Source organism: Mycoplasmopsis caviae (assembly GCF_024498215.1).
Taxonomy (GTDB): Bacteria; Bacillota_I; Bacilli_A; order Mycoplasmatales; family Metamycoplasmataceae; genus Mycoplasmopsis; species Mycoplasmopsis caviae.
Window position 1 is genome coordinate 998,661 of record NZ_CP101806.1, and the last position, 25,429, is coordinate 1,024,089.

Sequence of the window (25,429 nt, forward strand, 5' to 3'; positions counted from 1 at the left end):
CAAATGGCTCAAATTTTGTTTTTGTTGTTGTGCTACTGTATAAGCAAAAAAACTGTAAGCAATCTCAATTTTTATATTTCACTTTTCCAATTAGGTAAATGGTGATGAATATTTTTGTCTTTCTTTTCTCAATTTTTTGAAAAATCAAGGCCAAATAAACAAATAATTTTGTCTTCGCCTTTATATGACATATAATTTATATGTCTCCTTTCTTTTTTTGTTTTTAATTATTTTAATGGAGATTACGAAAAACCGGAAACAAAAATTTGTTTCTGGTTTTTCCAATGAATACAAATTAATCAATGAAATTTAGAGGCATTATAACACATTTCAAAATTTTTGAATTTTCCAAAATAACTATAAAACAGTACTTTTGGTAAAATACATAATTTAAAGTGTCAAAGTATTAAAATAATAAAAAAGACCACAAATTGATTGCTGGTCTATTTTATTATTTTACTAAACCTAGTGCTTTATCATCAGGAATGCTTAATGCTGAACCTACATATGCAAAAATTTCTGGGCTTTGATTAATGTAGTCGCCATTAATAATTTTTACAACACTCTCAACTGTTTCTTTTAATGGTACATATACACCCTTAGATTTTGTAAATTGCTCAGTTGTAAAAAAGTTTTGAGTAAAGAAGTTTTCTAATTGTAAGGCTTTTTTAACTGTAATCTTGCTTTCATCATCAAGTTCATCAAAACCTAGAATAACAATAATGTCTTCTAAATCCTTATATGCTTTAAGAATTCTTTTGGCCTCAATAATGGCTTCAAAATGTTTTTTGTCTAATGTACTTTCATTAATCAAGTTTGATGAACTGGCTAATGGATCAAAAGCAGGAAAAATATTTCTTGAGGCTTGATTTCTTGATAGAACTAAATTACCATCTAGGTGGTTAAATACTGCAACAGCAGAAGGATCACTTAAATCATCCATTGGTAAAAACATTGTTTGAAATGATGTAATTGAACCATTTTGATTTTTAAATAATCTGTTTTCTATATTAGCAACATCGCTTTCAAGAGTTGATTGATAGCCACCAATTGATGGTTTTTTACCTAATGTAGCTGAAACCTCATTTTCAGCTTGCACAAAACGATAAATATTATCAATGAATAAAAGAACTTCTTCCTTTTCTTTATCTCTTAAATATTCAGCAGCTGTTACACCAATAGGTACTATTGACATTCTAGCTCCAGGAGACTCATTCATTTTTGAAATATACATAATTGAATTTGACATCAATTTTGAACTCTCTAATTCATTAAATAATTCAATGGCTTCTCTTGAACGTTCACCAGAACCAATAAAGATGTTTGAAGTTGATTTATTTTTATGATTAATATTGAAAATTAATTCTTTCATTAAAACAGTTTTACCAACTCCAGCACCACCAAAAAGCCCTATTTTTCCACCTTTTGCAATTGGCATAAAGAAGTCAATGGCTTTAATTCCGGTTTCAATAATTTCAATTTTATCACTTAAAAATCTGTCCTTGTTAATTGTTGAATTCATTTCAACGAACATTGGTTTATTTGCTCTATCAGTTAAAAGTGGTTTGCCTTCAAATGAGTAAATGTTGTTTTTTGAACCTTGACCTACAGGAACCATAAAACTTTTTTGAGTATTAGTTACTTTATCATCAATTGAAATATCTTCAAATTTAAATATAACAACAGCCCTAACAGTCTTATCATCAACAATTCTCTTTACCAATAAGTAAGTTTTGCCATTGTGTAATGTTAGAACATCGTTAACTTTTGGTAAGTTTGTTTTAGTAAATTCTACTTCTACTAAGTCTGATCAAATTTTAATTATTTTACCATTCATTATTTTTCTCCTAACTCTTTAGCAACTTGCTCAAGGTATGATTGTTCAAGTGGAACAAATTCATGTTTTACATTAATTTCTCAACCTAAATTTAAATAGTTTGAATATTGTAATAGTGCAAAAGCAAAGAAGTTTTTAATAATTTCTTCATCATAGTTTTCGCCTGATTGCATAGTCATAAATGCTTTTTGTGCTTGTGTATTTGTTGAGATAAGTTTATTTAAGAATACTAATGCTTTTTGTTCATCTTTAATTCCTTGAAGTAAGCTTCATGAAATTAATTTAGACATTAATAATACAAAATGGAATGAATAAAGTGAGAAACCTTTTTGAGAAAACATTTTTTCAATCATTTTACCTTTGTAAAGTAATAATGAAGTTTCTTTGTTTAATTCATAATCAAGCATGGCTAATTTAATGTTTCTTTTATATGCTTTATAAATCTTACCGACCTCAGCAGCTACTTTTGTAACGCTTCTTGATTGAACTGATGAACCGGTTCTTGAAACTGAGAGACCTGTATCAATGGCTGGTAACTTACCTGCTGAGAATAAGTCAGCGCTTGTTACAATTTGACCATCAGTAATTGAAATAATGTTTGAAGCAATAAGTGATGTAATATCTCCATCAACTGTTTGCAAAATAGGTAATGCAGTAATTGTTTTTCTACCAACAAATGAACCAGAACGTTCTAATAGTGATGAGTGTGAAAAGAATGTATCTCCTGGCATTGCTTCTTTACCAACAGGTTTATCAGTTAAAAGAGCGATTTCACGAATGATGTTGGCATGTTTTGTCAAGTCATCATAAACAATTAAAACATCATCATTCATTGATAAGTTTTCTGCATAAGCAATACCATAGTAAGGAGCTAAATATTGCTCATAAGCACTAGTTGCTGGTGCATCAATAATAATTACATTATTTAAAACACCATATTTTTTAAGTGTGTTATAAATACTTGAAATTGCTTCTCTTTTTTGACCAATTGCTACATAAATACATTTAGTTCCATTTTTGGCTTGATTAATAATTGCATTCAATGCAATGTGAGTTTTACCAGTTTGACGGTCACCGATAATTAATTCACGTTGGCCTTTACCAATAGGAATAAGTAAGTCAATAGATATAATACCAGTAAAGAGTTGTTGATTAAGTGGCTTAACTGTCATTAGGTTATGAGCCAAACTAAATGTTTGGTGATCACTTGCTAGATTAGTAAATTTAGCTTCACTTTGAGTAGGTAGAACTATTTTACCATTAACATTAATAACTTTTCCAAAGTGATCTGGAGAACTGTGAACTATATTTTCGTTATTTGTTTCAACAATTTCTTCGCCAATATTTAAGGTTGCATTTGACAAATTACCCAATAAATAAGCTTTATTGTGACTAGCACTAATTAGGAGAAGTTTAATTGCTGGATTAGATTTTAAGTAAAAAATTTGGTGTTGTCTATAAGAATAGGCACCTTCTACTTCAACTATATAGTCAAAAGTTGAAATAATCTTAGGATTCTTTTTTTCCATATTAAATTCCTTTCAATCCTAGTGCTAGCAAGCTTACTCCTGTAAGTAAAATTAAACTTGCAAACACAATAGGTATAATGTAATAAATTAATGTTTTTGTTTCTTTAATTGATTTACGTTTAACAATTAGTGTAATTATTAATGTTAATAGAATCAGAAGACCAATAGCTGTACTTATTGAACCAACTATCTTTTTAATGTCTTGTTGTAATGCTCCTCTTTGAGCAAGAACTTGATCCATTTTTTGAATTTCGGCATTAAATTTCTTAATGTCATCTGGCTTAGTAATAGTAGCATTTGTTGAAATAATTCTAAGAATATTTAAGAGTTTTTTAATATCTGCTACCTTTTCAACATATTTATCAAACCATGTTATATTTGAAAAACTATTTATTGAAACGCTTGACTTAAGTGCTTGAACATCTTTTCTTAAATAGTTAAATAGTGTATCAACATCTTTAACTTTTGCTAATTTATCAACCTTTTCAAAATTCTTTTTGATGAATTTTTCATTGATTTCTAAAAGCTTTTCATATGTGTTAACAATTGATTCAAAAGCTTTTGGAATGTGCAATCAAAGAGGATTTAAATTAATTTTTGATTGTCTTAAACTTGAGATTGCATAGTTTAAGAATTCATAATTATTTTTGCTTAATATCTTTGTATTATTGCCTAAGTTAATTGTATCGATATATTGAGCATAGTGTTGGCTCATTTTAGTTTGCTCAGTCTTAAAACTGTCATCTAAATAGAGTTTTAATGAAGCATCAACTGTGTGGAATAGTGCATCGCTTAATGTATCATTTCCAATTTGTCGATAATCTATTTTTTCATCTAGATCAAGTGCTTTATAAAGCGAAACATATTTACTTTTTAATGATATTATTTGTTGTTCAAAGGCATTAAGTCATGCTTTTCTAAATGGATTATTAGTACTAATATTTAATTCTGACTCATATCTTCTCTTCTTAGACGTTTGAACTGAATCAGTTAGGCTTATATTAGCATAATATTTGCCATTTTTTTGACTTAAACTCTCAACTTTATAAACATATCTGGTGTTAATTGGGTTATCAAAGAAAAATAATCTTTTTTTGCCGTCCTCATCGCTTCCATCAAAAACTCGTTTTAGTTCATTGAAGTTTTTATCTGCATAAGCAAAATTTATATAAACTGGAAGTGATGGAATACTTTCGATATCAGTTGTGTTAAATTGATTTTTAGGTTTTTCACCTGGAACTATTGGTGGGGGTGTTGGGGCTGGTGAACTATTGCTATTTTGTTGCTCCGAGTCTTCTGTAGATTTTTGATTTTGTTCTAAATCAAAAGCAAGATATCTAGGTGTTATTACATCTTTGATGTAAGCATCATATGAAGAATAAGGATTTCCTTTTTTATCTTTTTTAATGAATTCAAAGTTAAGCACTTGGCTTTCTTTACCATTGATTGTAACCTTTTCTCATTTAGAAATTATGTCCTTGCCTAATTCAGGAATATCTTTTTGATCAAAGACAATTTTTGAGAACTCCTTAATTAGTTCTTTTTTGAAACCATCAATTAGATTCTCAAACTCAATATTTGACATAAAGTTGTCTTCTTCAACTTCTTTACCTGTTTTTTTGTCTTTTTCCTTCGTTACAACGCCACCATAAGGTTTAGTTGCATCAGTATAATCAGTTTTAGAGTCCTCTCCTAATTTAATGCCTTTATATTCTGTATTATTTAATTCAACTTTACCAATCTTGTATTTTTTAAGATTTGAAATAACTTTTGGAAAAATAACATTAAAGCCATAATCTTCTGGCTTAGCAATAATTTGACTCTTGTTTTTTTCAAGTCAAACAATTAATTGCTTCAAGTGATAGTTAGTTTCTTCTCACTTTTTATAATCTTTGTTTTTTTGCTCATCAGCATTTTTTAAGATGTCTTTTAATGACTTAATTGATGCTTCAATACCATCTGCAAAAGCCTTTTTAACTGCTTCCTCAGCTTTGTTCTTAAATGTTGTAAATTGAGGACTAATTGTTTTAGGTTTGGTTGTATTTTGACTCATTACAACCAAAGGTAGTGCGCTAGAAAGTACAAAAGAAGATCTTAATAAAAATTTATTCTTTTTCATTATTCGCTCTCCTTAAGTTTCAAAACCGAGATTAACTTTTCTTTATAAAAGTCATCTTTTGCTTTCTTATATTCTAAGAACTCATCAATATCTAGTCCAATTTTTTGTTTTGATTCATAATAATCAATAAGTTTTCTAAAATTATTCATATTAGTCTTATCAATTTTTTGTTTTTTTATCTTCTCATAAAAAATTGGCTCTGAAAAAGTTTCAATAATCATTGAGTCATTAATTAGAGACAAGTTAGCATTTTTTAAAAATAAATATTTTTCTTCGCCTTTTATATAATCATAAATTTTTACTAGTATATTTTCGTAACTTGCTATTGAATTGTCAACTAATTCATATCAGCCATCTTCATCATTTAAATTAATTGAAAGCAGTGATTTAGGAAAATTCAAAGTTTTGTTTGATAAAAAATTAATTTCTGTTGAGTAACTTTTTTTCATCATTCTCCTTTGTATCTAAATCTAGGACTGCTTTGCCCCTTGTGAGTAAGACAATTTCTTCGATTTCTTTTTCTCGCTTAACTTGAATTACTTTTTTAGATAATTTTAGAATTTGCTCATCTAAATCCTTAATTATTTTGTTAGTTGTAACCAAGGCGTTCTTGGTTGTATAGAATGAAGATTCGATAATTAGTGAATTAATAGCATTTTCAATAAATATATTAGCTTCATTATCAATAAAAGCTTCAGCACTAGGCAGTATCTTAAACTTTGAGAGATCAATTAATTCAGGTTCATAACTAGGAGCAAGTTTATTAACATCAAAGTCTTGTGTTGGTAGTAATATAAATGAACTCTTGAAATTTTTATTTGAGTTAATAACAAATCTGACTTTTTCATAGGCGCCTTCAACATAAAGAACCTTGATAATTTGACATAGTTCAATTGATAAATCTTTGTTGCTGATCTTGTTTTTATCAAAGTGCTTAATGACATTTAACTTGTTATCTGTGCAAAATTTTAAGGCTCTCTCACCTATGCTAATTAAGTCCATCTTGACATTTTTATGATTGCTTAATATATATTTTTCATAACGCGAATATGAATCAGTAGCATATTTTTGCTCTTCAGTAAGATAGATTCATAACTCTTTTGGTTTGAAAAACTTTTTAATTTTAAGTTTTTCAATAATTTTATTTTTATTTTTTTTAACAAATGCATTTTTAATATTGAATTGAGTCGAAACCTCATCAATTAAGTGTTTTGAAGCCACAGCATTATTAATATAAAAACTTAAATGCTTATTTAACTTCATCATACTAATAAGCAGAATGTTTTTATCATTATTAACTTTTACATCAATGTTTTTTAAATTTTCTATTTTTTTAACTAGTTTATCTAAGTGCATTATTCACCTATTTCTGCAACAAGATCCTTGCTAAACAACAATTTAATAGTTTTTGTTTCATGTGATATGTAAAATACTGTGTTAGGTAATAGTTCAATATAAAAGCCGCTATTTAATAATTGTGAAAACTTTCTGGCTATACCTATTAGAAAGTCACTATATTTAGCATCTTGCGAGTCTTTAAAGTTAACACTTTCAGTATTTGGATCTTCCTTGAATGAAACAGTAGGCACTAGTGTTGTTTTACTATATTTAAGATTCAAGTTAAAACTAACAACAAAACCATTGAAAACTAAATTAAATTTCTTAGTCACAGCTTCATCAATTTTGCTCATGTAAGTCTTAAATAAATCGTGGTTGAAACCTAAATTATTTTCTAAAAGCAAGGTTGCATAAAATTTCTCAAAGTTAATGAATTTTTCATTCTGAACAATTTGTTCATATTGTTCATAAACATTGAATAATTGAGTCTTTTCTACTTGACTAGTTTCTTTTTTATTTGATTTGAACATTTTGTTCCTTTCTTAAATTAATTCTAAGTGAATTAATTTTATGAAGAGAAATATATAAATCACAGAAGTTAACTAACATTAATGTAAAAATTATTGATAACTGAATAATAATTAAAATTTGTGTTATATATAATTTTGAATCAACAACATTGAATGCATAATTCGAATAACCTAATAAAATTTGGTTAATTCCAAAAATTACAAGTGTTGTAATATTTGCCATAATAAATGTAGCTATAAACATTGAAGTTCATATATTGTTTTCGCTTTTTCTTAGATAGTAAATTGATATCATAATTATTGAACAAAGCGAAACTACAAAAACGTTAACTAAATTAACTATTGAATTATTTGTATAAAAATTAATAATTGCAAGTGATAATCAAAGTACAAAGAGAAGCGAACTTAAATAAATTGTATTAAGCAATGTTCCTTTGGTTTTAAATTGTCTTCTAAATGTTATTGCACAATAAATACTTAATATTAAAATTGCAAATAATATTTCAAATAAGAATCAATAATTATTTTTGTTTTCACCTTTAACTAATATATTAGCATCTTTTGGCTTAATTGCAAATGTCGAAATAAATCAAAATACTAATGAAAGCAAAATTGCTAATAAAAACTGAATTTGATATCTAAAATATTCTTTTGTATATTGTTTGTTAATTAGAAACAATATTTTTTGAACAAAACAACCGAAAAGAAGCAGTGATATACCTAAAAACAAGAAAATTATAATAGTTAGATTTGTTGCACTTTTAAGTGAAAATAAGTGTTTAAAGAATGAATTAAATGAATTGTTGTGAAATAGAAAATTTTGAACTTTGCTTGATGAATTTCATAAATTTAAGGTAAGTAATATAAAGAAAACAATTAAACCTTGGCTTACTAGTGAAATGATCATTGGTGTTTTCTTAGAAAAGTTAATAGGGTCACTTTTTGATTTATAAATAAATAAGTTTACTTCATAGGCTATATTAATTAAAAATAGTGGAATAAATATGTAAGCAAGACTAAATATCACAGTTGGTTTTTGACTATTTATTGCAAACATACAAATAAATGCCGATATAGAAATTGATGAATATAATGCAAATCAAATTCAGTATTTTTTAACAAGTTCTTTTTGGAAATATAAATTCATAAAATTCTTTAAAAGGCTATAAAACAGGGCTGAAAGTAAAATAGCGTTCTTAAATAATATCAAGGCATTAGCACCCTCAACAATGGAGTCTTCAAAATTCAAAAAGTAATAAAATGTTCTTCCTAAACTTTTAAAAAGGCTTTTTCCCATTATTGAATGTTCAACAAATATTCAGATGAAAAATGAGAATAATGCTGTTAAAGTTAATATTATTATCTTATAAATTCTTATCAAATTACTTTTCTTTTGGTTATCCATTAAGATCTCATAATTATCGAAGATTTTATTTTTCATATTTGACTTATTGTTCATTAAATCTCCTCCTTAATTGCTTTATAAAAAGTACAAGAGCATGTCTTGTGCTTTTATTCTATTGTTGGAATTTAAATTCACTTGGTACATGTTCATCGCTTAGACCATTTGCAAACAGTGCAGTTGTAATACCTTGGTTTTTATATAATTTTTCTAATGCTTGCCGATATGAATTCTTTTGATCTTTACCTAGGCCATAAATTAAATCATATTGAGGTAGTGAATACTTCTTATCTCCTGTACCAAACATATCGCCATAGTCATAACCTTCACATCTAAATGCATCTGCTAAACCGGTATTGGCAAATGTATTTGAAGCATAAAATACTCCAACCATTTCATTTCTTTGGTTTCTAATACTTGAACCAGATGAACCGCCGTAAGGAGCAAAACGTTTAGGAAGGTATGCTAAGCCAAATTTAATATATTGCTTGCCATCTGATGATTTATGAAATTCTTTACCTACTTTTGGCACACTTAAAAATGTGTCAACTAAACCTGGTTTATCATTAAATGTACGGTAACCTATTTGATATGAAAGGAAGTTACCTAATTTAAGTTGATCTTCGCTAAATGTTGGTTGTGCACCTTCTTTAACTGCTAAGTTCTCATAATATCTATAGTCACTGTTAATTCATAAACTATAGTTTCATTTCATTTCTTTTATTTGAGCTTCATTTGCATATTGATCTTTTAACAAGAAGAAATCCTCGACTGAAAGTGGATAACCAACAGCAAATAATTGATCATAGGTTTCAAACTTTTTGTATGTTTCGTTTTTACTTGTATCTACAAATAAAGGAACATTAATTTTAGAATAATCACTTAGATATGATTTTTGCAAGAATTTAATATGGTTCGCTGTGTCGCTGTGATAATCATTTGTAACAGTTTTAGCTAATTCTTCTGCATTTGAAAAACCATTAATAAACTTGTTATCTAGGAGTTCTTTAAAATCCATTTCAAAAACCGCAAAATCTACATATTCCTCAAAATTAGCATATTTTGCTTTTTGTGTTTCATTAAGATAATCGGCTGGTTTTTTAGTTAAGAAATCTCTACCATCAAAGACTTTTTTGAAACCTTTAACTGGTTGTGGTGTTTCGTTGTTATTCTTTAAAGTTGAAGCAAAAGTGAATCTCTTAAATACACTGGTATCAAATTCAGAAAGTTTATATGTTGTTTTAATGCCTGCTGATTTTTCTAATCTGAGCATTGAAACACCAATTGTTTTATCAGTTAAGTGATCTGCAACGTGTAAGTTTGTACCAAAATAGAATTTTGTAGGATATTCACCATTTTTTGGTTTTTGGTAATCTAAAATTCACATTGTACCTGATTCACTTATTGAATCTTTACCTTGCAACAAGTTGGTAAGTTTTACTTGGAATGTTTGAAGTGCTGCTTTTTTGTACATCTCATTAGGCAATGTACGAGCTAGACCTTTAACTTGTCATCTGTTACCATTACCAGTATCAACTCATGATGGTTGCTTGCCTATTTCATTTCCTTCAAACATTGATAAGCCATCATAATCGTTACCTTTGTATGTAGGTAATGTAAAACCTTTTGCTGATGCGTTTTCATATGTGTCAAATTTCTTAGTTTTTGCTATTTCATCAAACTTCTTAATTTGTTCATCACTTGTAGAACTCAATTCATTTCTAACTTTACCAGTTTGACCATTCAGTTTTAAATTTTCCTTTAGTGCATTAACATAAGATTCATTATCTGTTTCAAATCTTTGGTCTTGTGTATATGATTTTAAGTATTCTTCTGTTTTTGACTCATCTGGTTTAAGTTTATTTTTGATTTCAAAGCGTCCTTGTCTATCCGCACCAAAATTACTCTTTTTAAGACCGGTTAGTTTAATTCTGTGAGTTGCTTCTAATTTGCCATCTTTGCTAGTTACTTTAAGAACTATTTCAACTTCGCCCTTACTATTAGCATCTTCTCTACTGCTTAAAATTGCATTAATATAGCTAAGGTTAACTTTATCCTTAATCTTGTCGCTTATTGCATTAACACTAATTTCACTTGATAAGTCTTGGAAGTCAGTTGCATATAATTCGCTTTTGTCATGGTATCTAATTGTCTGAAACTTAAATTCAACATCATCTTGATTAATTGATTTGACTAAATTATCAAAATCGCTTTTATTTATTGGGTTATTATTTTTAGGATCATCTTTTGGGTCCATTTTAGGTTTTACACCTGATCCACAACTTGAAGATAGTAACACAAAAGGCGTCATCAATGAAATTGATGATAAACCTAATATTAATTTCTTTTTCATTTTATTGTATTTCCTTAAATTATATTTAATCCGCCACCAGAAGATGCTTTTTTACTTGTGTATCCACTGCTACTTAATGTACTTACATTATCATCACTTTCAGCCAAAATTTCGGTTTGCTTGCTAATTGACTCAGCAATATCTAGCATAAAGGCTAAGTTTGAAAGACCTGTTCCATTAAGTTTTTCTGTACCAGTAATTTTAATTTGTCTTGTAGCACTACCATTACTAAAGAATAATTTAGCTTTTGACATTGGATGGTTGTCAATATGTTCTGTAAATGCTGCTTTGTTTAGTTCATCTGCTGAAATTTCAAACAAATCTGAATTATTAAACAATGTTAAACGTTTAATTTTTCTTGCACCATTATCAGGTTTTTGAGTATCTCTAAATACTAAACCTTTAAGTGATTTAATTTGTGGAATTCTTGAAAAATCAAGTCCAACTGGATAACTGTTTCCTTTTTCACTGTGATCGGGATTTAGACCAGGTCCAAAACCGCCTTGGAAAATAGGTTCATTATTTCTAGCATAATAAACCATACGTAATCCTAAATTAATTCTTTCATAAGGGTCGCTTGATCCTGCATTATAGTCAATTGAATCAAATGCAAGTGTGTCGAATGTAATTCTTGAAGCTCTTTCTTCTCTAAGGTTTCAGTTTACATTGTGATCAACTGTGTTAATAAACTTGGTTTTTCTAAATGAAAGTGGGTTAAATGATCAATTATCTGAATATGCATTTCCAAGAGTATACATTGCAAGTTCTTTTATTGTTTTATTTTCAAGCGCAATTAGTGAACTCGTGTTTGTAGCACGTGCTGAGAATCATAATTCAAGTTGTCTAATTTCATCAGGTAATGCACTTAGAATATCCTTGAATTTTTGTGATGCATCATTTGCACCCATATTCTTTATTCTATAGCCAACGATACCTTTTGGATCGCTCTTTATTTTATTGATAATATTAATAGCTTTTTGATAACCTTTATCGTTCGATGCATCTAACTCAAGAATGCTTCCTTCTGTAAATTCATCCTTGCTGCCATCAGCCTTATCTTTTTTGTATTTGTAAATCTTTACACCATCATCATCGCTTAAACCTAAACTACTTTTGTGTTCAGATGTAGCATCAGTTTTAGTTCAACCAGGGAAGTTTCCCTCTGCAATATCACCAGGTGCTCTTCAGTATTCACTATCTCAACCAAAAGCACGTTTTTCCATATTGTCTCTTCTAATTCTAGAAGTTACAGAGTTAAATTCTTTTGGTGGACTTGCTGAGAAACTGTTCAAGTTACCATTTTCATCAATATAAATGTTGTCCGGACTAAGTGTTAGACCTTTTTTAAGTCATTCTTCAACACCTTTTCCAAGTTCTGTAAATTTATCATGATTAAGATGGTTAACTCATCATAAGAATTTTCTTTTTTCTCCTCATTTATGGATTTCATCAGTTGAATTTTCTCATCTTAATTTTGCATCATCATTTAAGAAATTTGCAGCTTTTGGTGACTTGTACAATCTCATATATCTGTGTCACAACTTATCTCAGTTTCATTGGTCAGCATCTCTAATGTATTTTTCCATTTGTTCATCAGTCATCTTTTTAAGATGTTCTTCAGTAAATGTACTTGTGAATGCTTTAAGAACTCTACCTTCTGGTCTATTACCTTTTAATGTATCAACAACATTTTTAACATTTGCTTTTCTTAATTCTTCTGTTACTTCAACATTAATAATTTCACTAACAATTACATTTTGATATGGTTCAAGATTCGCGATTCCTTTTTCAACATCATATTGATTAACAACTCTGTCTACTTGTTTTTTAATAGTAACCATAACCTTAACACCATTGATTATCTTTTCTTCTCTTACAATCATAGTTTGAGATTTTTGTGGTGTTACAGGTTTTGGTTTAGGTTGTTCTCTTGGTTTTTCTGGTTCAATAGGCTTAACTGGTTTAACTGGCGTAACAGGTTGCACTATTGGAGCATTAGGTGTTGCCTTTGGCATTTCCTTTAAATTTGAATCTGCAATAGAATTGCTTGAATTTCTTCTATCAACAGTGTTGCTTGTTATAAAGTTAGGATTTGCTGAAGAAGAACTTAGATATGAGAAAGAATAATCACTCTTAGGGAATGACTGGTATAGAACCACACTTGATGTTACAGAAACAGCCACAGTTGAGCCTAATCCCATCAAGAGTATTTTTCCTTTTTTTGTTTTAAATAATTTCATTATCTCCTCCTTACATAAAGTAAGTTTTCTTGTGTTTATTTTGACTAATTTGTAAATTTATATTCGCTTGGAATTTTGTCATCACTATCAACACCATTTTGGAATAAATTAGTCTTAAAGTTTGAATTGTTTTTGTAAAGTTCTTTCAATGCTGAGAAATATGATTTCTTTTGGTCTTTACCTGTTCCATAAATTAAATCATATTGTGGTAAGTAATATTTATTGTTGCCAGTTCCAAATAAGCCTTTGTAATCATAACCTTCTGATCTAAATGCAGCTGCTAAACCTGTATTAGCACTATCATTTGAAACATAATAAACTGCAATAAGTTCATTTCTTTGATTTCTAACACTAGAACCCGATGCTCCGCCTGCTGGTGCGTAATATTTAGGTAAGTAACTTAAGCCTGCATTAATATATGTTTTATTATCAGCTGATTTATAGAATGAATTGCCACTTTTAGGTGCTGATATAAATGAATCTACCAATCCTGGTTTATCAGTGAAGGTTCTATATCCAATTTGATATGACAAGAACTCACCTAGTTTTAATCTCTCTTCTGAAAATTGAGGTTGAGCACCTTCTTGGCTTATCAAACTATCATAGTATTCACTTCTACTATTAATTCATAGACTATAGTTATAAAGTGAAACATCTCTTTGGTGATCATCAACATATTTCTTTAAATATGCTTCATTGAATGAGGTTGGATATCCAACTATAAATAATTGATCATAAGGATCAAGTATTGATAGCGTTTCTCCATTCTTTAATCCAAGTGGTACATTAATTTTTGAATAATCACTTAAATATGATTTCTTTAAGAATGAAATGTGATCATTTTTATTATCTGCGTATCCATTTGTAACTAGTTTTGCCAATTCTTCGGCAATAGATGCGTCTTTATTAAATCCTTTGTCATATAGTTCTTTAAAATCAATTTCAAAGACTGCAAAGTCAATAAATTCTTCATGATTACTAAATTGAGATTTCTGACTATCCTTTAAGAAATCAGAAGGTTTTGAATTCAAAAAGTCTCTACCGTTAAATACTGTTTTAATACCAGTAATTGGTTCTGATTCTTTTTTATTTGTTGTCTTAATTTCTGAAAAGGTAAATCTTGTAAACACTTTTTCATCTAATTCTGAAAGTTTAAATGTTGTTTTAATACCTGCACTTGGATTAAGTCTAAGCATTGAAACACCAGTCGTGTTGCTTTTAAGTGCATCAGCAACATGAAGATTTGTACCGAAATAAAATTTTGTTGGATATTTACCATCATTTCTTTTTTCAAAGTCCATTATTCATGTTGTTCCTGATTCAGAATCAAATTGTTTTGTAGTTGAGTCTTGGTTGGTAATTTTGATTTGGAATGTTTGTAGTGCTGCTTTCTTGTACATCTCATTAGGTAATGTACGAGCTAAACCTTTAAGTTTAAATTGATTTGGTCTCTTAAAGCCATCAATTCACGAAGGACCTTTAACTACCTCCGCACCTTCATTTAATGAAAGTCCATCATATGAACCATCACTTTTATAAGTTGGTAATGTAAAACCTTTTAATGCTGCGGAAACATAATCACTAAATCCTGCTTTTTTAGCTTCTTCATCAAATTTCTTAATTTGTTCAGCACTTAATTCTTCAAGATCATTTCTAATTTTTCCATTAGGGTCAAGATTTTGATATTGTGGTTGCTTTTTTAATGCTTCAATATAAGTTTTGTTATCAAGATCATAACGTTGTTTTTGGTCATAATTATAAACATAATCACTTTCTTGTGAACCAGTAGGTCTTACACTAGCACTTGGATCAGTTGGAATAGAACCATTTCTTTTAGCACCATATGGTCTTTGTTCAAGTCCTGTTACTTTAATTCTTACTAATTCTTTACGCTCTTTATTTGAAACTTCAACAACAACTTCTAGCTCACCTTTTGAATTTGATACAAATTCGCTAGTGATAACAGCCTTAACAAATCTAACATTAATCTTATCTTTATAATCTTTGTTTTTTAGCACAGCACTAATTGATGTTTCATATTCACTAAAATCTGTTGCAATTAATTTGTGCTTAGGAATATTATTCAAAAATGAACCATCGAATTTGAAATCAAGATCATTTTCATTAATTGAGTTTACTATTTTCTTAAATTCATCTTCACTTATGTTATTCAAGTTATTATTTGAGATTTCAGTTTTATTTGCTTCTGGTTTTTTATTTGGATTATTTTTGCTAGTTCCACTACCACAGCTTGAAGCCACAAAAGGTAAAACTGAAGTAGCAAAACCTAGACCGATCAATATTTTCTTTTTTTTCAAAATACACCACCTTTGATTTACTCAAAATATGTCTTTTGATTATTAAATAATCAAATATATATTAATTATATTAAATTTCCCATTTCTATTTTCTTTTTTAAAAAATTGATAATTACACTAGCGAAATTAATTCGAGTAACTTTAAAAAATTATTTTAATGTATTTTTAAAAAACTCACATATGACATAAAATATAACAAATTTATCAACAATAATAAATCTATATTTTTAGTAATTTCTAAAACACCTATAAAACAGGCGGTTTGGTTATTTTAATGAAATTTACTTTGATATACATGTGATTAAATTCTTGTAAATTATTTTGAAAAAGCGACTTGTTTACGCAAATTTATTACCAAAAACATTAAAAAAGTGATTTTTTGAAGAAAAATTCAAATTTTTACTTGTTTTTTTGTAAATCGACTACGCTTAATTTTCTAAAAACACTATAAAATAGTAATATATGACAATTTTGATTTCGTTGTTTTATATTCAAAATTAACAAAATTTCATATTTTTTAAAAAATGGAAATTTTTTTAAAAAAATTAATTAAATTTGTAAATTTCTTCTATTTATCTCCTTTTCTTTTTAAAAGTGATGAAAAACGAAGATATTAACTTTGGTTTAAAGCGCCTAAGTTAATATCTTCGTTGTTTAACTTATACTCAAATTTGTTGAAGTCTAGTACCTTTAAAATTTCCTCAGCAAGTATCCTAATTACATCAACTGAAACAGCATTACCTGCTTGTTTGTATAACATAGAATTTGGATACTTTCTACCTTTAAATTCACTTGGTAATTTGTATGATTCTCCAACCGGAAAACCTTGAAGTTTAAATGCTTCTGTAGGTGTTATTTTCCTAATTCCATCCTTAACTAAAATTAAAGGAACATTGTGGCCACCTGTTCCCATATTTGCTGTTAATGTTGGACAAACATTACTCTTATTTTTTCTAAGATACATTCCTCTTCTGCATTGATAAAATTGGTGTGACTCATTTATATCGCGTGCTAAATTTATATCATTAGGACTATCGCTAAAATATTTTGGATATCTTTCTTTTGTATAATAAAACTCATAATTATCATTTATATTGATTTCATTATCTAGAATACTTTCAATTTGTTTGACTCGTTGCTCTTTGGTTATTTTGCTGATTAGATTATCAACTTCATTAAAATATGTAAACCTTTGAAAATCTTCATCATTCAAAAAACCAATTATGTATATTCTTTCTCTATTTTGTGGTAATTCTGTCAAGTCCATTGTGTTTAATACTTTTTCAACAATTTTATAACCACATTCTTCTAATTTTGATTTAATAGTTTTGTACGTGTTTCCACCATTATGTGTTAATAAGTTTTTAACATTTTCTAAAAACAAAACACGTGGTTTTCCTTTGTGTTTATCCATTTGATTGATTAGTTCAATAATTTGCAAAAATAGATTTCCTCTTTCATCATCAAATCCCCTTTTTTCTCCAGCAATACTAAAAGCTTGACATGGAAAACCGCCATTTAAGACATCAATTCTATTTTCAAAAAGTATATGTCTTTTGCTTTCATAGTATTCTTTTTCCTTTAAATTTGTTGCCAATTCAGGATTTAAAAATTTATGAATATCACCCTCAAGTAATGGATGAGAGAAATTTGTTCTGTATGTTTGGCATGCATATGCATCAATTTCATTAGCAAAACATATTTTATAAGAAGCATTTTTTATTTTTGCTTGCAAAAAACCAAGACAAAATCCACCTACACCTGCAAAAAGACTTCCTACGTTATATTTCATAATGCCCCCTTAATTTACACTTTCTTTTTTCTATATGCAACCTAAAAATATTGTTTATATTATAATTTCATTAATAATTAAACTATGAAATATATTAGCAAATATCTTAAGAGCCAATTTCCAATTACAAATAAAATAACTTACTTAGATAGCAGTGCACTTGTATTAAAACCAAAGTGTGCTGTTAATAAAGTAAGTAATTTTTACTTAAATGAATCTGTAAGCACAAGGACAATTAACAGCCAACTAGGAATTAATAATGCTCAAAAAATTAAGAATTTAAGAACTAAGGTTGCTCAACTTTTATCGTGTGAAAATAACGAAGTAATCTTTACTTCTGGAACTACTGATTCATTAAATAAATTTGCTCTAATGATTAAGAGTTTACTTAAAAAAGATGACATTATTCTTTTAGATGCATATAATCACTCATCAAATATGGCTCCATGAATTAAAATGGCTAATGAAATTGGTGCAAAGGTTAAAATTAGTCAAAATGTATTAGAAGACATAAATAAAGATGTGAAAATTGTGGCACTAAGCCAAATTTCAAATTCTCTTGAAAATAATATTGATATGAACAAAATCTATCAGAAGGCACAATTAAACAAAACTATTGTTGTCAATGATGCAGCGCAAGCTATTGCTTATGAAGAAGTATCGTTTAAAAATTGTGATGTTATTGCATTTAGTTCTAATAAGTTTTATGGGCCTACCGGCTTTGGTATTTTAGCAGTTAAAAATGATTTACTAAAATTATTAAGTGTGCCTTTTGTTGGGGGTGGTGTAATTAGTAACATTGATAACGAAAGTCAATATAGTCTTTCTTCACAGGTTGACAAATTCGAAGCAGGAACTCCAAATCTAGCGGCCATTAATATGTTTGAATCATCATTAGATTTTTTTAACAAAATCGGCTATCAAAAAACTCAAGAAATTTTAAACGAGTTAAGTTTATATGCCTATAATGAATTAAGCAAAATTGATGGTATTAAATTGTATAATAAACCGCAAAGTCATATTATTATCTTTAATGTTAAAAATTATAATAGCCACGATGTAGCACATTATTTGGGCTCTAAAAATATTTATGTAAGGGCAGGTATTTTTTGCGACCATTATCTCAAGAAAATAACAAAAGAAAAATCTTTTGTTAGGGTTTCACTTGGGATTTATAACACTAAGGAAGATATTGATAGATTAGTTTCTGCACTAAAAGAGGGAGGTGATTTTCTTGTTTTATAATAATGATCAAAAGCGTCAAATAATAATGGAACATTACCTAAATCCTAAGCACAAAAGTTCTGATCTAAAAAATAAGATTATTAAGCACGGGGAAAGTTGTGCCGATTATCTTGAGTGTGAATTAGTAATTGAGAACAGCAAGATTAAGGATATTAAATTCAATGGTCAAGGTTGTGCATTTTTTATAGCATCTACTGACTTACTAATTGAGTTGATAATAGATAAGAAAATTAGCGAAAGCACCTATTTAATAGGTCTTTATGAAAAATTTATACTAGGTGAAGAATTAAAGGAAGATGAAGTTAAAAAACTTGAAACATTATCAATTTTTGATAATGTTAAAAGTCAATTTAATAGGGTTAATTGTGCATTGATGTTAGCAAGAGCAATAAAGGAAAAATTAACTAATGAATAAAAAAGTTATTTTTCATATGGACTTTGACTCATATTTTGTAAGTGCTCATCGCTCAATAAATCCAGCACTAAAAAATAAACCTGTGGCAATCGGAAGAAGGCTAAAGCGTTCAATAGTTTCATCAGTTAGTTATGAGTTAAAGAAAAAAGGAGCAAAGGTTGGATGGCCTAAAAACAAAATATTGGATATTGATCCTCATACAGTCTTTGTTGAACCTAACTTTGATTTATATCTTTCATTGTCTAACAAAATATTTGAATATATTAGTGAGAAATACACAAAAAACATTGAGGTTTTTTCAATTGATGAATGTTGAATGGATGTTAGTGATGTAGTTGGAAATAGTGATCCTTGTAAGTTAGCTAAGAAGATACAAAGCGATATTTTAAATCACTTTGACATACCACTTACAATAGGAATTTCATACAATAAATTTTTAGCTAAATTATCAACAAATTTAGGCAAGCCTTTTGGCATTTTACAAACAAAACTTGAAGATATTCCAAGTAGAATATGACCATTACCAATTATTGATTTTTTTGGTATTGGTAAACCAACAGCTGAAAGATTACAAAAATTACAAATTAACACAATTGGCGATTTGGCTAATAGCAGTTGAGAAAACCTAAAGTTACAAAAAATTTTTGGCACAAGAACTAAAGGCATCATCCTTGAAGCACAAGGCAGTGGCAGTAACTTACTTAACTATGGACACAATGATCTAAAAAACATTGGTAATGAACTTACTTTTTTAACCTATGATATTGATGATCGTAAAGAAATCTTGCTCATCCTAAGAAATTTGTGTGCAAAAGTTTCAAGAAGAGCAAAAAATAGAAATTCACTTCCCAAAGTTATCTCGTGTTCAATTAGGGACACAAATAAAACATGACATTCTAAACAAAAAACTATGTCAGTTGTTTCAAATGATGAAGATATTATTTTTAAAGAAGCAAGCAAACTTTTTGAAATACTTTGAAATGAAGAAGCAATTAGAGGTATTGGTGTTAGATTACACAAATTGGTTAGTGAATTTGAATATGGAAAACAATTAAGCATCTTTACAAAACCAGAAGATGAAAACACACAAACATTTAAAATAAAAAACATTATTAATGATGTTAATTATCAACTAAGAGATAAAAAACTAAAACTTGCATCTGAATATAATAGAGAAAAGAAAAAGCAAAATATCCAAACAAAATTTCTACAAGAAGATATAGCTAAAAAGAATTTATAATTTAAAAATTAAGGAGAAATATGAAAATAGCTTTATTTGGTGGCTCATTTAATCCTGTACATAATGGGCACTTAAAAATTGCAGAATTCGCTTATAAAACACTTGAATTGGACAAAATGTTTTTTGTCCCAACTGCAGTAAGTCCATTCAAAAAAGGACATAAAGTTGCTCCTAATCAAGATAGAGTAAATATGCTTAGGCTTGCAATTGAGGATTTAGAAGGAAACTACGAGATTAGTGATTTTGAACTCAAGCGTGGTGGTGTGAGTTACACATTTGAAACTATAAGATATTTTAAGCAAAAATATCCAAATGATGAACTTTATTTTTTAATGGGTAGCGATTTATTGGCAAAATTGAACAAGTGAGAGCACATTGAAGAAATGACAAAATTGGCTCAATTTGTAGTTTTTAAACGTTCTAAAAACTTTAATAAAATTAATGCTAAAAGATTCAATGCATTAATTTTAAAAAATGAACTTTATGAAGAAAGTTCAACAGAAGTTAGAAAAGGTAAAATGTGAATGCTACCAGAAAAAGTTAACGAATATCTAGGAAGCCATTTCTTATATGCAAGTGAAATTGTACATTCAGTTTTAAGCGCTAAACGAGCTAAACACTCGGTTGCTGCAGCAACTTTTGCAGCTGAGTTAGCTAAATCAATAAAATTTGATGCAAAAATTGCTTATTATGCAGGCCTATTTCATGATATCTGCAAAGAATTAAGTGAGCCAGAAAGCAGAAAATTTATAGCTCAATTTGATAATAAAGCTAACAATAAATCAACTTATCCTAATCATGTATTGCACCAAGTTTGTGGGGCTCTTTGAGTAAGTAAAATTTACAAAATTAATAATGATGATATAACTAGAGCGATTAGAATTCATACAACACTTGACCTTGAATTAAGCACACTTGATAGGATACTATATATAGCTGACAAAATCTGTGACGGTAGAGCTTTTAGTGGTGTTCAAAAATTAAGAACACTTGCCCTAAGTGATTTTGATCAAGGTTTTAGAGAGGTTGTTATTCGTAATTATGAATATAATAAACAAAAAGGTATAATATTTAATGAATTACAGCAAAAAATTTACGACAAATGAATGAAGTAATTTTTTGGTAGAAAGGTTGCAATGAAGGAATTGGTTAGGGTTCAAAAATTAATTGCACAATCAGGTTTTTGTTCAAGAAGAAAAGCAGAAGAATACATTGAAAAAAAACTAGTAAAAATTAATGGGCAAATCGCTAAACTGGGTGATAGAGCAAGCGAGGAAGATGAAATAAAAGTTAATAATAAACTTATTTCATTACAAAAACCAAATTTTGTCTATTTCATACTAAATAAGCCTAAAAAGACAATTTCTAGTGTCAAAGATCCAAAGAAAAGAACTACGGTTGTTGACATAATTAATTACCCTGAACGTATTGCTCCAGTGGGTCGGCTTGATTATGATACAACAGGTGCAATACTTTTAACTAACGATTGAGAAATGATTAATAAACTAACTCATCCAAAGTATGAAATTCAGAGAACATATCGCGTTAGAATTGACTCTCCATTAAGTCTTAAAGAATTTAAACTCATAAATGTAGGCCTAATGGTTAATGGTAAGTTTTCAAAACAAGTTGTTGATCAAGTTGACACTAAAAGTTATCTAGTAACTCTTCATGTTGGTTCATACCACCATATTAAAGAGTTGTTTAAAGCTCTTAACCATAGTGTTATAAATCTCAAGAGATTATCTTTTGCTAATTTAACTGTTGAAAAAATGCCTGAAGGTTCTTTTAGAACTCTAACACTTAAGGAATTAAAAGATTTAAAGACTTTAATTTCATTGCAAGAAAAAAAACTATGCCAAAGTGAAAAAAAATAACTTTTTTAATGCCTACTTCATTATTTATTTCTGCACCCATAATTTCTGCTTCTTGTCAAAGCAGTTTTTGAGATATCGGTGAATATGAAAAAAATGTTTATGAAACTAGATTAAAAGAGTTAGTTAACAATTACAATGATAATTTTGATAAGTTAGCCAAATTTATGGACCAAAACAACAGAAGTGGATCATACAAGACTCATTATTATGAGGATTTTGAAAAAGCAAGAAAAATTACAAAATTTGCTTTTGATGATTTTATACTTAAATACTCATCAGCCATTAATGTTAAAGATGGTAAAAAAAGTTATAAGTTTGTTGTAAATGGTATTGATCAAAGCAATGAATTTGATCAATACTATCGTGATTTTTCTAGCAAAACAAATTCATCAAATAAAGAAACTTTTTACAATAATGTTACTTATTTAAGAAAAATTAATGAAGAAATAAATTCAATATTTGATGATTGGTCTAACTATATAAGAAACAATTCAAGTCTCTTGTTATTTGGCCAAATTTTTACAAATAATAAATTTGCGGGCTGACCTTTCTTTTACAATAGAAGTAATAGCGAATGATATCAGAAACAGTTTTTTGGAGATATTGCAAAACATAATGAAAATATTGCAAAAGAGTATATAACTAGGTACTTTGATAAAGATAAATCTAATATTGACTATAGTTTAATTAAAAATCCATCCGAAAGTGACGGAAAACACACTCATGCAGTAATGAACTTATTAAATGAATGAATATCAACAGTAATTTCTCCAACTGACAAAAACAATCGAATAAACAAAATAATAAAGTGAATTGAAGAATTCAAAACATTTATTATGAATAAATCATGAGAATTTAAAAAAGGTAATATTTTACTTAAATTTAAGTCTCAAAGTAAATTTGAAGATATTGATCTTTTTGATTTTATAAATGAACTTGAAAATAATATTAATATTTCCAAATTACCCTATGAAAAAGACATAACAGCTAAAATTAAACAAGAATTTTATAAGAATCGTTTCTTAAAAACCATAGATAAATTGGTTGAAATAGCAAATGAAATTTTATTTTTAGTTAGACAATACGAGTCATAGACTAACAATTTAAATAAGATTTGTTAATAATTAGCATTAATATATTAAAATTAAAATATATTTTAATTTATAAGGAGCAATATGTCAAAGGTTACAAAAATTAATATTGCAATAGATGGTCCTTGTGGAGCTGGAAAGTCAACTGTTTCCCAAGAAGTAGCTCGAAGGCTTGGATATGTTTTTATCAACAGCGGGAGTGTTTATCGTGCTCTTGCACTAAATGCTAAGCAACTTGGTGTTGATTGAAATGATGAGGCACAAATCAATAAGACACTTGAAAAAAATATTATTTCACTTGATGAAAAAGAAAACATTTTTTTAAGAGAAAAAAATGTTTCAATTGAGATTCGAGAAGACTCAATTTCTTTTGGTTCTTCGACCATTGCTACATATAAAAAGGTTCGTCAATATGTTGTTGACCTAATTCAAAATATAACTAAAAAAAGTAAGGGTTATATTATGGATGGTCGTGATACAACATTTAAAATTATGCCTTATGCCGAACTCAAAATCTTCTTGACTGCTTCACCAGAAGAGAGAGCTATGAGAAGACTAAATCAAAATGTTGCACTTGGCTTCAATATGGATTACAACAAAATACTTGATGAAGTTAAGCTTAGAGACTTCCAAGATATGAATCGTGAGGTTGATCCTCTTCACAAAGTTAAAGATGCAAAAGAAATTGATTGTACAAACATGGGTTTTGAAGCTGTTGTTGTAAATATTATTGAATTAGTAAAAAAAACTATAGAAAGGTTAAACAAGAAGAATGAGAAATAATGTTATAGCTATAATTGGTAAGCCTAATGTTGGTAAAAGTACACTATTTAACAGGCTAATTGGTAAAAGAAGTTCAATTATTTTTGATCGCCCGGGCGTCACTAGAGATCGTCTTTATGAAACCTTTTCATGAAACGGTAAAGAAATAAAAGTTATTGATACTGGTGGTATTGAAATTGAAAATAGACCTTTTCAAGACCATATTAAAATCCAAGCAAATATTGCAATTGAAGAAGCTAATGTAATTATATTTATTGTTGATGGTAATGCTGACATTACTAATGATGATTCAATGATTTATAACATGCTCCAAAAATCAGGCAAACCTATTGTAGTTGTTGCTAATAAATTAGATAATATTTCACAATTTAATTATTCATGATATTCACTTGGTGTTGACCATATTTTTCCTATTTCTGCACAACATGGAAACGGTGTTGGAGATGTTTTAGACCAATGTCTTAAACATCTATCACTTGATGATGAAAAAAGTGAAAAGTTATTTAAACTTTCAATAATTGGACGACCTAATGCAGGTAAGAGTTCAATGCTTAATAGACTTGCAGGCGAAAATCGCTCAATAGTTTCTGAAATCGCTGGCACAACAAGAGACAGTGTTAAAAGTGTTGTTAAAATAAAAAATGAAACTCTAGAAATTATTGATACCGCAGGCATTACAAGAAAAAGTAAAATTGAAGACAGCGTTGACCACTATGCACTAAAGCGTGCAATGAGTTCATTAGATGAGTCGAATTTATCTCTTATTTTAATTGACTCAACTCAAGAATTATCTCACTTTGATGCTCGAATTATTGGATATGCATTAGATAATAATAAACCAATTATTATTGTGGTTAATAAGTGAGACTTAGTTGAAAAAGAAACTCAAACAATGGCTGATTTCGAAAAGAAAATGCGTAATAAGTTTCATTTTGTGCCTTGAGTTCCAATTTGTTTTGTTTCAGTCAAAACAAATTCAAGAATGGATAAATTAATTGAAACAATTATCAAAGTTAAGCAAAATCTTGAACGTGATGTCAAGCCTTCCGTTTTATCAAATTTAATTCATGAAACCCAAATGGTTCAACCAGCTGCTCCATATAATGGTGGAAGATTAAATATCTATTTTGCTCGCAAAACTCAGGATCCAATTCCAACCTTTGTTTTCTTTGTTAACAATCGTAAATATGTTCATTTTAGTTATGAACGCTTTCTAGAAAAACAAATTAGGCAAGTTTTAGACTATACCGGATGTCCAATAAACCTAATATTTAAAAATAAATCAGGTTTAGAATAAACATAATTAAAACTAATTTAAAA

Annotated in this window: 19 protein-coding genes; 8 read left to right on the forward strand and 11 right to left on the reverse strand. The window is 28.4% G+C overall.

Translation table 4 applies throughout. From position 1 onward, the window contains the following. Window positions 1-451: 451 nt before the first annotated feature. From NPA07_RS04840 to NPA07_RS04890, 11 genes are all read right to left on the reverse strand, one after another. Window positions 452-1,837: an MSC_0618 family F1-like ATPase beta subunit gene (locus tag NPA07_RS04840; RefSeq protein WP_126118307.1), complete on the reverse strand. Its 1,386-nt coding sequence runs from the start codon at window positions 1,835-1,837 to the stop codon at window positions 452-454. Beyond that, complete coding sequence (locus NPA07_RS04845) at window positions 1,837-3,366, reverse strand: MSC_0619 family F1-like ATPase alpha subunit (RefSeq protein ID WP_126118306.1); 1,530 nt, start codon at window positions 3,364-3,366, stop codon at window positions 1,837-1,839. Before NPA07_RS04845 ends, NPA07_RS04840 begins: the two co-directional genes overlap by 1 nt. A 1-nt stretch (window position 3,367) precedes the next feature. After that, window positions 3,368-5,485: an MSC_0620 family F1-like ATPase-associated subunit gene (locus tag NPA07_RS04850; protein ID WP_126118305.1), complete on the reverse strand. Its 2,118-nt coding sequence runs from the start codon at window positions 5,483-5,485 to the stop codon at window positions 3,368-3,370. Further along, on the reverse strand, window positions 5,485-5,934 hold the full coding sequence (locus tag NPA07_RS04855) for an MSC_0621 family F1-like ATPase epsilon subunit (protein WP_126118304.1): 450 nt from the start codon (window positions 5,932-5,934) through the stop codon (window positions 5,485-5,487). Before NPA07_RS04855 ends, NPA07_RS04850 begins: the two co-directional genes overlap by 1 nt. Beyond that, window positions 5,906-6,841, reverse strand: coding sequence for an MSC_0622 family F1-like ATPase gamma subunit (locus tag NPA07_RS04860; protein ID WP_126118303.1), 936 nt, complete (start codon window positions 6,839-6,841; stop codon window positions 5,906-5,908). The genes NPA07_RS04855 and NPA07_RS04860 overlap by 29 nt, the downstream gene beginning before the upstream one ends. After that, window positions 6,841-7,353 (reverse strand): DUF2714 domain-containing protein, encoded by a 513-nt coding sequence (locus NPA07_RS04865; protein WP_126118302.1) that lies wholly within the window; start codon window positions 7,351-7,353, stop codon window positions 6,841-6,843. Before NPA07_RS04865 ends, NPA07_RS04860 begins: the two co-directional genes overlap by 1 nt. Continuing rightward, a complete protein-coding gene (locus NPA07_RS04870; protein WP_126118301.1) occupies window positions 7,337-8,812 on the reverse strand; it encodes an MSC_0624 family F1-like ATPase-associated membrane protein in 1,476 nt (491 codons plus the stop codon). Before NPA07_RS04870 ends, NPA07_RS04865 begins: the two co-directional genes overlap by 17 nt. Window positions 8,813-8,870: 58 nt before the next feature. Next, complete coding sequence (gene mip, locus NPA07_RS04875; protein WP_126118300.1) at window positions 8,871-11,108, reverse strand: Ig-specific serine endopeptidase MIP; 2,238 nt, start codon at window positions 11,106-11,108, stop codon at window positions 8,871-8,873. 14 nt (window positions 11,109-11,122) lie between these two features. Continuing rightward, complete coding sequence (locus NPA07_RS04880) at window positions 11,123-13,348, reverse strand: putative immunoglobulin-blocking virulence protein (RefSeq protein ID WP_126118299.1); 2,226 nt, start codon at window positions 13,346-13,348, stop codon at window positions 11,123-11,125. 44 nt (window positions 13,349-13,392) lie between these two features. Further along, window positions 13,393-15,666: an Ig-specific serine endopeptidase MIP gene (gene mip / locus NPA07_RS04885; RefSeq protein ID WP_256553172.1), complete on the reverse strand. Its 2,274-nt coding sequence runs from the start codon at window positions 15,664-15,666 to the stop codon at window positions 13,393-13,395. A 613-nt stretch (window positions 15,667-16,279) separates the two neighbouring features. Further along, the gene (locus tag NPA07_RS04890) at window positions 16,280-17,458 is read right to left on the reverse strand and encodes a DNA cytosine methyltransferase (protein WP_126118297.1); all 1,179 of its coding nucleotides are present in this window, start codon (window positions 17,456-17,458) and stop codon (window positions 16,280-16,282) included. Window positions 17,459-17,542: 84 nt separating this feature from the next. Between NPA07_RS04890 and NPA07_RS04895 the strand changes: the two genes are divergently transcribed. The 8 genes from NPA07_RS04895 (at window position 17,543) to der (ending at window position 25,406) form a co-directional block, all read left to right on the forward strand. Next, window positions 17,543-18,703, forward strand: a complete 1,161-nt coding sequence (locus NPA07_RS04895; protein WP_126118296.1) for an aminotransferase class V-fold PLP-dependent enzyme — start codon at window positions 17,543-17,545, stop codon at window positions 18,701-18,703. Continuing rightward, a complete protein-coding gene (locus tag NPA07_RS04900) occupies window positions 18,684-19,118 on the forward strand; it encodes an iron-sulfur cluster assembly scaffold protein (RefSeq protein WP_235659545.1) in 435 nt (144 codons plus the stop codon). The genes NPA07_RS04895 and NPA07_RS04900 overlap by 20 nt, the downstream gene beginning before the upstream one ends. Next, window positions 19,111-20,358, forward strand: a complete 1,248-nt coding sequence (locus NPA07_RS04905) for a Y-family DNA polymerase (RefSeq protein WP_126118294.1) — start codon at window positions 19,111-19,113, stop codon at window positions 20,356-20,358. Before NPA07_RS04900 ends, NPA07_RS04905 begins: the two co-directional genes overlap by 8 nt. 20 nt (window positions 20,359-20,378) lie before the next feature. Beyond that, window positions 20,379-21,473, forward strand: coding sequence for a nicotinate-nucleotide adenylyltransferase (locus NPA07_RS04910; RefSeq protein WP_126118293.1), 1,095 nt, complete (start codon window positions 20,379-20,381; stop codon window positions 21,471-21,473). A gap of 21 nt (window positions 21,474-21,494) precedes the next feature. After that, window positions 21,495-22,235: a pseudouridine synthase gene (locus NPA07_RS04915; protein WP_126118292.1), complete on the forward strand. Its 741-nt coding sequence runs from the start codon at window positions 21,495-21,497 to the stop codon at window positions 22,233-22,235. Then, window positions 22,214-23,329: an MAG0770 family lipoprotein gene (locus NPA07_RS04920; protein WP_126118291.1), complete on the forward strand. Its 1,116-nt coding sequence runs from the start codon at window positions 22,214-22,216 to the stop codon at window positions 23,327-23,329. The genes NPA07_RS04915 and NPA07_RS04920 overlap by 22 nt, the downstream gene beginning before the upstream one ends. 81 nt (window positions 23,330-23,410) lie before the next feature. After that, on the forward strand, window positions 23,411-24,109 hold the full coding sequence (cmk, locus tag NPA07_RS04925; RefSeq protein ID WP_256553173.1) for a (d)CMP kinase: 699 nt from the start codon (window positions 23,411-23,413) through the stop codon (window positions 24,107-24,109). Further along, complete coding sequence (gene der / locus NPA07_RS04930; RefSeq protein WP_126118289.1) at window positions 24,099-25,406, forward strand: ribosome biogenesis GTPase Der; 1,308 nt, start codon at window positions 24,099-24,101, stop codon at window positions 25,404-25,406. The genes cmk and der overlap by 11 nt, the downstream gene beginning before the upstream one ends. Window positions 25,407-25,429: the final 23 nt, after the last annotated feature.